This window comes from Bacteroides sp. QWL-09 (assembly GCF_058683585.1).
In genome coordinates, this window is the sequence record NZ_CM178748.1 from 1,053,636 (window position 1) to 1,066,827 (window position 13,192).

Below are 13,192 nucleotides of genomic sequence, written 5' to 3' on the forward strand. Positions count from 1 at the left end.
TCACCGAAAAGTAGTACTTTAGCGTGGTTTTTGATAGACCGTTGAATGTATAATTAATAATCATTTTAAATGCTTGAACAAGACAGAATTATAAAAATTAACATTGAGGAAGAGATGAAATCATCGTATATTGACTATTCAATGTCGGTTATTGTTTCACGTGCTCTTCCTGATGTTAGAGATGGATTTAAGCCCGTTCACCGTAGAATATTATATGGTATGATGGAGCTTGGAAATACATCAGATAAACCTTATAAAAAATCCGCCAGAATAGTTGGAGAGGTGCTTGGTAAATACCATCCACATGGTGATTCATCTGTTTACTTTGCAATGGTTCGTATGGCACAAGAATGGGCTATGCGTTACCCTCTAGTTGATGGTCAAGGTAACTTTGGTTCGGTTGACGGTGACAGTCCTGCTGCAATGCGTTATACCGAGGCTCGCTTAAATAAGTTGGGCGAAGCCATGATGGAAGATTTATATAAGGATACTGTCGATTTCGACCCGAACTTTGACAACACCTTGTCTGAGCCGAAAGTGATGCCAACTCGTATCCCTAATCTTTTGATAAATGGAGCTTCGGGTATCGCTGTCGGTATGGCTACCAATATGCCTCCTCACAATTTATCGGAAGTAATTGATGCTTGTGACGCTTATCTCGACAACTCGGAAATTACCATCGAAGAACTGATGGAATATGTAAAAGCACCGGATTTCCCAACAGGTGGATATATATATGGTATTACCGGTGTACGCGAAGCCTACTTAACAGGAAGAGGACGCGTCGTGATGCGTGCTAAAGCCGAAATTGAAACCGGAGATTCTCACGATAAGATTGTTGTTACAGAGATTCCTTATAACGTTAATAAAGCTGAGCTTATTAAATATATCGCCGACCTTGTCAACGAAAAGAAAATAGACGGTATATCTAATGTGAACGATGAATCGGATCGTGACGGTATGCGTATCGTTATCGATATCAAACGCGATGCCAACGCAAACGTCGTATTGAATAAACTCTACAAAATGACCGCTTTGCAAACGTCGTTTGGAGTTAACAATGTGGCTTTGGTTCACGGACGTCCTAAAACTCTAAATTTAAGAGATTTAGTAAAATGTTTCGTTGAACATAGACATGAAGTGGTTATTCGACGAACACAATTTGAGCTTAGAAAGGCAAAAGAACGTGCACATATATTAGAAGGACTCATCATCGCTTCTGACAATATCGATGAGGTTATCCGAATTATTCGTGCTGCTAAAACGCCAAATGATGCTATTGCTGGATTGATGTCACGCTTCAACTTGACAGAAATACAAGCAAGAGCCATTGTTGAAATGCGATTGAGACAGTTGACTGGATTGATGCAAGATCAACTTCATGCTGAATATGAAGAACTTATGAAGCAGATCGCGTATTTAGAGAGCATCTTATCTGACGATGACGTTTGCCGCAAAGTAATAAAGGACGAACTTGAAGAAGTTAAAGCTAAATATGGTGACGTAAGACGCTCTGAGATTGTTTATTCATCTGAAGAGTTTAATCCGGAAGATTTCTATTCTGACGATGAGATGATTATCACCATATCGCATATGGGATACATCAAACGTACTCCTTTAACAGAGTTCCGTGCACAAAATCGTGGTGGGGTTGGATCGAAAGGTAGCGAAACGAGAGATGCTGATTTCGTTGAGCATATTTACCCAGCTACCATGCACAACACGATGATGTTCTTTACTCAAAAAGGTAAGTGCTATTGGTTGAAAGTCTATGAAATTCCAGAAGGCTCAAAAACGTCTAAAGGTCGTGCTATTCAGAATCTTCTTAACATAGACTCTGACGATAATGTAACGGCATACCTACGCGTTAAAAATCTTGATGATCAAGAGTTTATCAATAGTCACTATGCATTATTCTGTACCAAGAAAGGTGTTATCAAGAAGACACTTCTAGAACAATATTCTCGTCCACGTCAAAATGGAGTAAACGCCATTACTATTCGTGAAGATGATAGCGTTATTGAAGTACGCATGACTAATGGTAATAATGAAATAATTATTGCAAATCGCAACGGACGCGCAATTCGTTTCCATGAATCAGCAGTTCGTGTAATGGGCCGTAATGCGACAGGAGTACGCGGAATCACACTCGACGAAGATGGTCAAGACGAGGTTATCGGTATGATATGCATTAAAGATCTCGACTCAGAATCCGTTATGGTTGTTTCTGAACAAGGATATGGAAAACGCTCTGAAATAGAAGATTATCGTAAGACCAACCGTGGTGGTAAAGGCGTTAAAACAATGAATATCACTGACAAAACAGGTAGTCTTGTTGCGATAAAATCGGTTACAGATGATAATGATTTGATGATTATTAATAAATCAGGAATCACTATTCGCTTAAAAATGAGCGATGTACGAGTTATGGGACGCGCTACACAAGGTGTTCGGTTAATTAATTTGGAAAAGAGAAATGATCAAATTGGCTCTGTTTGCAGAGTGACTAGTGAATCATTAGAAGATGAAGTTCCAGCAGAAGAAGCCGAAGGCACAATCATCAACAACGAACCTCTTGTAGAAGTTGAAGTTGCTGATGAAGAAAAAGACAGATCAATCGATGAAAACTCGATAAACGAAGAAAAGGAAGAACAACCTGAATCAAAAAAGGAATCAAATGATTCTGAAGATTTCGGACAAGGCTCTTTTAACTTTTAATGAATAAACAAATTATTTAATAACTAAATTAAACAATCAATCATGAAAAGAGTATTATTTTCAATGGTTTTACTGATGACATTTAGTTTCATGTTTGCACAAGAAAAAAGTGTAAAAGAAGCTAAAAGCATCGCAAATGATTCAAAACCTGATTTTGCAAAAGCTGAGCAGTTAATTGGCGAAGCTATGAAAAATGCTGAAACTCAAAATGATCCGGCAACTTGGGATGTAGCAGGATTTATCCAAAAGAGAATCAATGAAGAGCAAATGAAAAATGCTTTTTTAAGAAAACCATACGACACATTGGCGGTATATAATAGCATTATTAAAATGTATGAATACTATTTGAAATGTGACGAATTGGCGCAAATTCCTAATGAAAAAGGTAAGATTAAGAACAAATTTAGAAAAGCAAATGCTTCTTCTATGCTAATGGAACGTCCTAACTTGATCAATGGTGGTATTCAATATTTCAATACGAATAAAAACGCAGAGGCTCTAAAATTCTTTGGCGTTTACGTTGAATCTGCAAATTACCCAATGCTAGCGGATAATGAATTAGCTAAAAATGACACTTTAATGCCTCAAGTGGCTTACTATGCAACTCTAGCTGCTGACCGAATAGGAGATAAAGATGCTGTCATCAAATACGCTCCATTTGCTCTTACAGATAAAGAAGGAGGTAAATTTGCGATGCAATTAATGGCTGATGCTTATAAATCTAAAGGAGATACCGCAAAATGGATTAAAGCATTAGAAGAAGGAATCCTTAAATTCCCAGGAAATGATTACTTCTTTGCAAACTTAGTTGACTATTACAATAGCTCAAACCAAGCTTCTAAAGCAATGGATTTTGCAGACAACATGCTTAATAGCGATCCAAATAACAAGCTTTATTTATATGTAAAGGCTTACTTATATCATAACATGAAAGATTATGATAAGGCTATTGAATTCTACAAGAAAGCTATCGAAAAAGATCCTAATTATGCAGAAGCATATTCTAATGTAGGCTTAGCATATCTTATGAAAGCACAAGAGTATGCAGACAAGTCAACAACAGATATCAATGACCCTAAATATGCAGAGGCTCAAAAAAATATCAAAAAAATATATGCAGAGGCCAAGCCTTTCTATGAAAAAGCAAGAGCTTTAAAACCTGAGCAAAAAGATTTATGGATACAAGGACTTTATAGAGTTTATTATAACTTGAATATGGGACCTGAGTTTGAAGAAATCGACAAACTTATGAAAGAATAAGAGGTATACCGTATGCCTAGATAAAAAAAGAGAGATCGAAATTTCGATCTCTCTTTTTTTATCTTATACCAATCCATCTATCTACTATATTTTGTTATACTCATTTTATGATCAAAATGGGGAATATCCCGATTTTTCTATTAAACATAATATGTATTATTCCATTTGCTAGATTTCGATATTTTGGACCTATTTACTGTTTATCCGTGATTATTAATAACGGTGTATCTGAATGAAATAACATTTTTCTAGCAATACTTGGATTAAAAAGTCGTGCAAAAACATTTCTCTTATAGGAGGCCAAAGTAATAACATCAATATTATGTTCTTTGATATACTTATCAAGTCCTTGCAACAAATCATCACTAGGAACAACCGAATAATGCATTTCCAATTTAGGATATTGCTTATGAAAATATTCTTTTATCCCTGCTAGCTTAATTTCATTCCATGCGTCGTCATTAGATTCAGACAAATGAATAAAATGCACAGAGAAATCAAAAACTTTCCATTTGCTAAAAAACGATTCAAATGATATTAAATCACGTTGATTGAAGTTAGTTATAAATGCAACTTGTTTTGCATCCGCAAATTGCTTAAGTGTAGTATTCTCAGGAATTGCCAAAACGGTCGTCTTGCTGCGGTCTATAACTTCAGCTGTTACACTACCAATCAAATCAACATCTTTCTGACTCTTACCTCTGGTTCCCATGATAATCAATCTTGGATGCTGTTCCTTAGAATATCTCAAGATTTCTTCTTCAGGAATTCCCTCGCGTAATACACAAGTAAATTTCAAATTTGGTAATTCACCTTTAGCAATTTTATCCTTTATCGAGTCAGAAAAATTATTTAAGTCATCATGAACTTTATGTACAACTTTTTTAATAGACTCATCATCTCCAAGTTGGTAATTAAAGATATCTCCATATGGTAATGAAGAAGCATATATCGGTGTGAAGTAGACATGCAATAATACAACTTCTGAGTTTACTTTCTGTGCCAATTTAAAACCAAATTCACAAGCACCCATTGAATAATCGGAAAAATCAATTGGAATAAGTATTTTATTCGACTTCTCAACAAGCTTTGGCTCCTTATCCCCTACTATACTCTCAGATAACCAAGCTGAACTTTCCGTTATCTTAAGCGCCCTAGGCAGATCACTCTCTTTAATGCGCAATCTAACTCCAGAAGAAACAACAGGTTGTATCAGATTGACATTATGTATATACGTTTCAATGCCTTCACTCTCAAGAACGGTCTTCAGTATTTGAGCTTTCGTGTAAGTAAGAATAGCTAATGTTACTAATTTTTCTTCCATATTTACTCCTATTTAAGTTTAACAATGAAAACAAAATCCCAATCACAAAAATTGTAATTGGGATTTATCAAACAAATATTTTAATTATGAATCAGTTCAAGACTGGATTCTTGTTCTATACCAAAACTCGTCTCATCAAGTATCCTCAACGCTCGATCAAGAACGGTTGTATCATCTATCATAACCAACCCACCATCCGGACCAGGTTCTAGATGTATACCAGCACTCTTCCCCTCTTTAAAATTATGCCCACCAAAGAAATTTCGAACGGTATCGACATGCAATCCTAATTCATCAGCAATTCTATGCATACTACCGCTCGGCAAGGAATCTTTGATCTTACGCAGTTCATTAAATGTTATTGTTCTCATATTATCATAAAATTTAATGGATTAATGACTCCGGTTTATTTATAACGCTATAAACATAACAAAAAAAAAAGATAAAACAAATTATTTGCTTATCTTTTTTTTATAAAACAGTAAGATATATTTGTTAAATAACCTCAATTGAGGATGTTGGAACCCATCCCACATTTCCATTCTCCAATCGTACTTCTTTCCATTCCTTCATAGAATTATCTTTAATGAAAACTTTATGCCCCTCGTGCAAGATAAAAAGAGTTGTACCTCCCTCGCTTGGAGTACTACGAACAATTATACTAGGCTGCATTATAATAGCAGCATTTCTATTGAACAATTTATCTTTCTGATAAGATGCATAAAAATTAGCACAAATAGTCAAAACGAGAAATAATAATCCAAAGCTAAAGCCTATTTTCCGCAAAGAGGTTCGCTTAGAGAAAATCCAGCAACACAATGAAAATATAAATAGCAGAAACCCAACGATTCCAATTATAGCCCATGAATTAAGATTAATCAAGTTACCTATTGCCTTTAACCATCCTATAAAGAAAATATCAGGAATAGGCTCTACTTTATCTATGGTTTTAGAACGAGCAACTTCAAGATTAGCTTTAATGTCACCATCGCCAGGCTGTAATAAATAAGCTCTTTCATAATTAACGATAGATTTAGCTATTTTTCCTGCTTTATAATAACTATTGCCTAAATTATAATAAACATCTGCAGACTCGCCTCCCTTGAGTAAAGATTCATAGCTATCAATAGCCATTTCATAATTACCTTTAACAAAAGCCGAATCACCTTGTTCCTTAAGACTATTCATGTTTTTTGCTCCAAGTGGAAAACAATGAATAAACAATAATAGACTTATTATCAAAACTATATTTTTCATCATTTTATCTTTTTACAAACGTTTATTTAATAGAATTTTCCATTTTACTGATTAACTCTATAGATGACTTAAATACTTGATCCATAGCCTGATTTTCATCTCCCGGAGCAAATCGGGCAAATTCGCAACTATCTAAGGTCGAAATAAATTCAGTAATCAAATCTTGATTAACCCCCTTATTTCTTAGATTGTCCTCAATATTCTCTTTGGACAATTGAGACACTGGAATACTCAACTTATCACTAATATATCCCCATAAGGCCTTCAAAACTTCATCATAGAAAGCATCTTTCTGATGATTATCAAGTAATTTCGAAGCAAGCTTCATACGTTTACTTGCGACCTTATTGGCTTTCTTATTACGCATTTTAGCGACGTTCGAATTTTCCTTAGCCTTTTTACGATATATAATCAGAAGAGTGATCAAACTTAAAATAGGTATAATATAAAACATCCAATATAAAGTAGAATCATAAAACATGTCTGTTCGAGAAGCAAGTTCTGTGATTTCTCCCTTCTTAATGAAACGAATATCTTCGCCTAAAACTTTAAGTTCTTCTTGATTTGTAAAATTAGAAACAACTTGGCTCGCATTACCAGCACCTTTCTCTACAACAATTTCATAATCTTCAGTCTTAATCGTCTTATATGATTTGCTTTGAATGTCAAAATAGCTAAAAGAAATGCCTGGTATTTTATATTTACCGGCATGTCTGGCAATAGCTAAATATTCTATAACTTTATTACCAGAAACTCCATTCTTAGTAAGAAGGGTCTTATTATCTGTCTTAGGATCATAAACCTCAAAATCATTCGAGAAGTCCACAGTAGGAGCTGATATCAACTTCAAATTACCAGTCCCGGAAATCACGATTTTTAATGTAACAGCATCATTTGTTTTTATCTTTTGGCTACTTATGGACGAAGATACCGCAAACTCTCCTACTCCACCAGAATAATTTGCAGGTTTATTTGCCGGTAACGGTTTAACATCAATAGCCATTCGAGGAGTTCTAATCATTTTATTAACTTGAATGACATTACTACCACCATTGAAGAAGGCATCAAACGGATCACTTGATTCAATAGTCTTTCCAACAGTCATATCAAACTGAGCCGGATCAATGTACAATTTTCCTTTCTGTTGAGGAAACAACACAAACTGTCTATAAATCGTTGTTAGGTAATTTCTTCCTTTATAATGCTCTTGCATAAATCGAGCATTAGTAGGTAACTCTATTTCTTGAGAATGAAACCCTTTGAAATCAGGTAGTTTCACGTTATTCATCCCCAGATTAGCTTCTTTTGTGTATATTTTATAGGTCAAGACAAAAGCCTCTTGTTCATATACAGATGACTTACTAACTGACGCTAGTATGAATAAATCTTGATTTGAAACGCCGGATGAGCGATTAGAAGTAGCTCTACTAGAAGATCCGTTCTGTGCCTGCGCGTTTTGATCTGGGGGTAGAACCTTTATTTTGAGACTATTAGATGACAACTGACTTCCATCAGCAATTATAGTGGCACTTGGTAGACTAAAATTACCAGGAGAATTTGCCATTAAAATATAAGTATAAGTAATACTACTGCTAGAAGATACATTACCATTAATGATTTGAGTATTACTTTGTTGAGATCTACTAGGTCCCATCAAAACATCAAAACCTTTAATTGCTGGTATCCTAAAGTCTTTTACGTTTTGTCTGTTAACGGTATATGACAAACGGAATTGCTCCCCAACCACAACAGCATCAGGTGCCGATGCTGAAAACACAATCTTATCAGCAAATAACTTAGGAGTTGCCGATATAAATAAAATTAATATTATAATTAATCTTTTCATATTACTAAGGAAAGTTTTATTTAGATATCAAAGTTACCAATCTTTTTCAAGTCGACCACTCTGAATAACCTTCTGTTGTTTTTTTACCTTATCTTGAATATTTTTCTCATCTTGCATCACAGAATTCAAAAGTTGTTCTGCATTCTCCTTTGACATTTTATCCTCTTTCTTTTGAGATTGCTCAGGTTTTGGTTTCTCCTTTTCTTTTTGTTTATCTTTGTTTTTATCTTGATTCTGATCCTCTTTATTCTCTTTCTTTTGATCCTTCTTTTGATCCTTATTCTGATCTTTATTCTGGTCCTGTTGTTGATCCTTCAACATCTTCTGGGCCAAAGCTAGGTTATATCGAGTTTCATCATCCTTAGGATTGTTTTTCAAAGATAACTTATAAGCTTCAACAGCTTGAGCATAATTCTTTCCCGCTTGAAACAGCACTCCCATATTATGATAAATATGAGCCAATTTATTCTTATTCTTCTCAATTTTGCTAGCAGCAACATACTGCTCCATTGCTTCCTTATACTTTTGATTCTGTGACAAAGTCGTACCTAGGTTATACATCGATATTGTCGATTGAGGATTAACTTCCAAAGCCTTACGGTAGTTCACTTCGGCATCGACAAAAGTGCTATCTTTAAAAAAACGATTTCCCTTTCGGATATAATTACGCTCTGTTTTCTGCGCTAACACATTGTTTGATAAGAACAAACTACCAACAATGAGCACAAATACATATTTCATCTTATTCATAATCACTTTTTGTTAGAGAATAAATGAATGCCTTTGAATAAGGGATTCTTACGATCCAGTATCAACATTTCAACTAATAACAAGCAAAGAATGATCCAAGCTACAGATTGGAATTGTTCATTATAATCGCTATAAACTTTTGACTCAACATCTGCCTTAGACATTTTATCTATTTCCTCCGCTATGACTTTTTGTGCAGAATTTGTGTTATCCACTCGCACATAAACGCCTTCGCCTTTTTTAGCAATGTCTTGACACATAGGTTCATTTAAACGAGTAACAACAACATTTCCTTCGTTATCACGACGGTAATCATTACTTCCAACGATAGGAATCGGAGCTCCATTAGGCAATCCTACCCCTAATACATTGATTTGAATACCCTTCTCTGTTGCTTTTTTCACTGCATCATCAATCCCCCCTTCATGGTTTTCTCCATCAGTTATAATAATAATTGAACGTCCCACCTTCTCTTGTGGAGTAAAACTTCTGACGGCGAGGTCTATAGCTTGCCCAATTGCCGTTCCCTGTTTAGAAATCAAAGAAGGATTAATGGATTCTAAGAACATTTTTGCTGAGACATAATCACTAGTAATAGGAAGCTGAGTAAAAGCATCTCCAGCAAATACAATCATACCAATCTTATCATTATCCAAGTTATCAACCAACTTTGAGATAAGCATCTTGGCTTTATCCAAACGACTAGGTTGTACATCTTGAGCCAACATCGAATTTGATATATCTAATGCAATAATAACCTCCACCCCTTTACGCTTCACTGTTTCTTGTTTAGATCCGAATTGAGGACGAGCCAATAAAACAGCAAATAACGCAATCACAAGAGTCATGAGCAAAAATTTCACATCCGGACGATGCTTAGATACGTTCGGCATAAGCTCAGTCAATAATGACGGATCACCGAATTTACGAATGGCTCTACGTCTCTTATAGTTAGAGTAGAGATACCCAGCAATGACAATCGGAACTAAAAATAGTAAATATAGGTATGCAGGTTCTTCAAATCGAAACATTTTCTAATTTCATTTACAGATTAAACAATCAAGGAATCTTCTTTAAGATAGAATTTCGTAAAAGAACTTCAATAAGAATAGACAAGAATGCCACCAAAGCAAACCATTGGTATTCCTCGTCCCTACGATTATATTCTTTTACATTTAGTTTTGTACGTTCTAACTTATCGATTTCTTCGTATACTTCCTTCAACTTTGAGTTGCTTGTTGCTCTAAAGTAATTAGCATCCGTTGTCCCTGCTATTTGCGTTAAAGTCTTTTCATCGATTTCAACAGGAACGTTTACGTATTGTACAGTATTCCCAACCCTTATAGGATAAGGAGCCACACCGTTTGTTCCGACACCAATTGTATAAACCCTAATGCCAAAGCTTTTAGCAATTTCGGCAGCCGTCAACGGAGAAATATCACCTTTATTATTAGTACCATCAGTTAACAAAATGATGACTTTAGACTTAGCTTTACTCTCTTTTAAACGTGTTACAGCATTCGCAATACCCATTCCAACAGCTGTACCATCCTCTATAAATCCGCATTTAACATTATGAATCATATCCGACAAAACAGCATGATCAACCGTTAACGGGCATTGAGTGAAAGACTCCCCAGCAAACAATGTAATTCCAATATTATCATTAGGTCGTCCATTGATAAATTCAGCAGCAACATCCTTAGCCGCCTCTAATCTGTTAGGCTTCAAATCCTCAGCCAACATACTAGTTGACACATCAATAGCCATCATGACATCAATGCCCTCAATTTCGCTATTCTGCCATCTATCTGTCGTTTGAGGTCTAGCAAGTACGAGTATGATAAAAATTAAAGTAATTATACGCAAGACAAAAGGTACATGTAACAAGTAATTCTTATAACTCTTAGGAGTATGAGCATATACTCTTGCATCAGAAATCTGAAGAGTTGCCTCACTCTTATTTTGTTTCATTATATACCAAATTATATAAGGTATAAGAAGCAATAATAAAAACAAATATTCAATATTGGCAAAAATCATCTTTATATCTTTAAAATGTTAAAGGACTAAATAAATTATCCTAAGAGATCATATAATTGCATCCCAATATAAATAAAAATTGCTCCTATAGCAACAGCCAAGAAAACAATAGTGAATGTCAAGAAAATCTTTGTTTTTAATGACCGTTTTTCTATAATGGTTATCTCTTTGGGGTGAGGTTTAATATTTTCTTCCTCGGGGGCTTTGGTTTCATTAATAAAATCAATGGCATTAATCAAGTTAACATCATTCTCCGTCATATCAGGATGATGCTTCGCAAATTTAACCAAATCAGCAGTTTGGAATAAACCACTTAAATCGGCTAAAGCCTTTTTATCTTGAAATGTCAATAGCTTCTCTACGATTTCCGAAGAGGTCATCTCAAGGGCATTAAAACCAAAACGATCCTGCAAATAATTACGAACGACGTCTGTTAGTTCTGTATAATATTCCTTCGACTGTCCTTTTTGCCAAATTTTTTCGTTCTTTATACGATCAAATTCCAATAATGCAATTTTATGCGGTGGCAACTTTTCCTCCAACTTCACTTTCCGTATAATTGGCTTATTATCACGAATACGAAGAATAAAGTAGATTAATAAAATCATCAAAGGGATAACTAAAAACGAAAGTCCAATCAAACCATACCAATCGCCCCAATCGAATGGAGCTTTCATAATGGTCTTTTGTCCAAAGAAACGATCGGAATGAAGGGTATCTACCGGAACCGAATAAACTTTAAGAGCCAATGCCTTAGATTTATAAATTTTATTATCCACACTCACTTCCATTGGAGGCAAATAATACAATGCCGAATCAAAAGAAGTGACAATATAATCTTGTGTGATAAGTAGTCGCTGTTTATCATTAAGAAATTGAGTATCAGGCTTAGCGATCTCGACAATCTCGACACCATTTACTAACGTATCTGTATAAGTCGGAAAAACAGCCTTACTTTTAGCATCCATAGCGACTTGCAAACTCACCTTAGCTTGCTCGCCAATCAATATTTGCAATGAATCTATTTTCGATTCCACCGTAACCGATTGGGCAAATATATATTTAGGCAACAAAAACACCAACAGTATTAGGATTTTTCTTTTTGTCATTTCTAATTAGTTTCGTTTAGCAAATAAGTTCAATAACGCTCTAACATAATCTTCATCTGTACGAATAGATACATAATCGACATTGCTTTTGGCGAACACTTCATTCAACTTCGTCTGTTTTTGAATCCACCACTCGTGATGCGCCTTTCTAACAGCTTTAGACGATGTATCTATCCATTGTTCATGACCTGTTTCAGCATCTTTAATTTTGATCAACCCTATCGCTGGAAGATCACAAACTCGTCTATCATAGACCTGTAAAGCAACAACATCATGCTTACGATTGGCAATGGTTAGCGGATTATTGAAATTTTTCTGATCAATAAAATCTGATAAAAGAAACGCCGTACAACGCCTTTTCATCACATTAGTCAGATATTCCAAAGCCATCCCAACATCCGTACGTCGACTCTCCGGTTGAAAATCTATCAATTCCCGAATGATATATAAGATATGTTTTTTACCCTTCTTAGGTGGTATAAATTTCTCTATACGGTCCGAAAAGAAAATAACTCCTATTTTATCATTATTCTGTATCGCAGAAAACGCTAATGTAGCAGAGATTTCTGTTACTAGATCTTTTTTAAATTGCTTTACCGTACCGAACTCTAAACTTCCGGAAACATCCACCATTAACATAACTGTTAACTCCCGCTCTTCCTCAAACACTTTAACATAAGGTCGATTAAAGCGAGCCGTTACATTCCAATCAATATCACGAACATCATCACCATATTGATATTCACGAACCTCAGAGAAAGACATTCCTCTTCCCTTAAAGGCCGAATGATACTGTCCGGCAAAAATATGATTCGACAATCCTCTTGTTTTAATCTCAATTTGTCGAACCTTTTTTAATATTTCACTTGTTTCCATCTTAAATAA

Annotated in this window: 11 protein-coding genes; 2 read left to right on the forward strand and 9 right to left on the reverse strand. The window is 35.1% G+C overall.

Annotated elements, in window-relative coordinates; genetic code table 11:
* Nucleotides 1-69: 69 nt before the first annotated feature.
* Nucleotides 70-2,718, forward strand: coding sequence for a DNA gyrase subunit A (gyrA, locus tag AC4PG5_RS04160; protein ID WP_492030191.1), 2,649 nt, complete (start codon nt 70-72; stop codon nt 2,716-2,718).
* A 42-nt stretch (nt 2,719-2,760) separates the two neighbouring features.
* A complete protein-coding gene (locus AC4PG5_RS04165) occupies nt 2,761-3,978 on the forward strand; it encodes a tetratricopeptide repeat protein (RefSeq protein ID WP_492030192.1) in 1,218 nt (405 codons plus the stop codon).
* A gap of 193 nt (nt 3,979-4,171) precedes the next feature.
* On the opposite strand, the gene AC4PG5_RS04170 is transcribed toward AC4PG5_RS04165, so the two are convergent.
* From AC4PG5_RS04170 to AC4PG5_RS04210, 9 genes are all read right to left on the reverse strand, one after another.
* Nucleotides 4,172-5,302, reverse strand: coding sequence for a universal stress protein (locus AC4PG5_RS04170; protein ID WP_492030193.1), 1,131 nt, complete (start codon nt 5,300-5,302; stop codon nt 4,172-4,174).
* Between the two features lie 80 nt (nt 5,303-5,382).
* Nucleotides 5,383-5,673: a DNA-binding protein gene (locus tag AC4PG5_RS04175; RefSeq protein WP_492030194.1), complete on the reverse strand. Its 291-nt coding sequence runs from the start codon at nt 5,671-5,673 to the stop codon at nt 5,383-5,385.
* Between the two features lie 124 nt (nt 5,674-5,797).
* The gene (locus AC4PG5_RS04180) at nt 5,798-6,559 is read right to left on the reverse strand and encodes a tetratricopeptide repeat protein (protein ID WP_492030678.1); all 762 of its coding nucleotides are present in this window, start codon (nt 6,557-6,559) and stop codon (nt 5,798-5,800) included.
* A 22-nt stretch (nt 6,560-6,581) separates the two neighbouring features.
* Nucleotides 6,582-8,405 carry a BatD family protein gene (locus AC4PG5_RS04185; RefSeq protein ID WP_492030195.1) on the reverse strand — a complete coding sequence of 608 codons (1,824 nt, stop codon included), beginning with the start codon at nt 8,403-8,405 and terminating at the stop codon, nt 6,582-6,584.
* A gap of 33 nt (nt 8,406-8,438) precedes the next feature.
* Entirely contained in the window at nt 8,439-9,146 is a 708-nt protein-coding gene (locus AC4PG5_RS04190; protein WP_492030679.1) for a tetratricopeptide repeat protein, read from the reverse strand.
* 11 nt (nt 9,147-9,157) lie between these two features.
* Nucleotides 9,158-10,186: a vWA domain-containing protein gene (locus tag AC4PG5_RS04195; RefSeq protein WP_492030196.1), complete on the reverse strand. Its 1,029-nt coding sequence runs from the start codon at nt 10,184-10,186 to the stop codon at nt 9,158-9,160.
* 28 nt (nt 10,187-10,214) lie between these two features.
* Complete coding sequence (locus tag AC4PG5_RS04200) at nt 10,215-11,198, reverse strand: vWA domain-containing protein (RefSeq protein WP_492030197.1); 984 nt, start codon at nt 11,196-11,198, stop codon at nt 10,215-10,217.
* 35 nt (nt 11,199-11,233) lie between these two features.
* Nucleotides 11,234-12,307, reverse strand: a complete 1,074-nt coding sequence (locus tag AC4PG5_RS04205) for a hypothetical protein (protein WP_492030198.1) — start codon at nt 12,305-12,307, stop codon at nt 11,234-11,236.
* A gap of 6 nt (nt 12,308-12,313) precedes the next feature.
* Nucleotides 12,314-13,183: a DUF58 domain-containing protein gene (locus tag AC4PG5_RS04210; protein WP_492030199.1), complete on the reverse strand. Its 870-nt coding sequence runs from the start codon at nt 13,181-13,183 to the stop codon at nt 12,314-12,316.
* Nucleotides 13,184-13,192 lie beyond the last annotated feature (9 nt).

Excerpts from the sequence above, each read along its gene's own strand:
- AC4PG5_RS04165 (WP_492030192.1), top strand. The coding sequence starts at position 2,761 with ATGAAAAGAGTATTATTTTCAATGGTTTTACTGATGACATTTAGTTTC.
- AC4PG5_RS04205 (WP_492030198.1), bottom strand. The coding sequence starts at position 12,307 with ATGACAAAAAGAAAAATCCTAATACTGTTGGTGTTTTTGTTGCCTAAA.
- AC4PG5_RS04200 (WP_492030197.1), bottom strand. The coding sequence starts at position 11,198 with ATGATTTTTGCCAATATTGAATATTTGTTTTTATTATTGCTTCTTATA.
- AC4PG5_RS04195 (WP_492030196.1), bottom strand. The coding sequence starts at position 10,186 with ATGTTTCGATTTGAAGAACCTGCATACCTATATTTACTATTTTTAGTT.
- AC4PG5_RS04170 (WP_492030193.1), bottom strand. The coding sequence starts at position 5,302 with ATGGAAGAAAAATTAGTAACATTAGCTATTCTTACTTACACGAAAGCT.
- AC4PG5_RS04175 (WP_492030194.1), bottom strand. The coding sequence starts at position 5,673 with ATGAGAACAATAACATTTAATGAACTGCGTAAGATCAAAGATTCCTTG.
- AC4PG5_RS04190 (WP_492030679.1), bottom strand. The coding sequence starts at position 9,146 with ATGAAATATGTATTTGTGCTCATTGTTGGTAGTTTGTTCTTATCAAAC.
- AC4PG5_RS04180 (WP_492030678.1), bottom strand. The coding sequence starts at position 6,559 with ATGAAAAATATAGTTTTGATAATAAGTCTATTATTGTTTATTCATTGT.
- AC4PG5_RS04185 (WP_492030195.1), bottom strand. The coding sequence starts at position 8,405 with ATGAAAAGATTAATTATAATATTAATTTTATTTATATCGGCAACTCCT.
- AC4PG5_RS04210 (WP_492030199.1), bottom strand. The coding sequence starts at position 13,183 with ATGGAAACAAGTGAAATATTAAAAAAGGTTCGACAAATTGAGATTAAA.
- gyrA (WP_492030191.1), top strand. The coding sequence starts at position 70 with ATGCTTGAACAAGACAGAATTATAAAAATTAACATTGAGGAAGAGATG.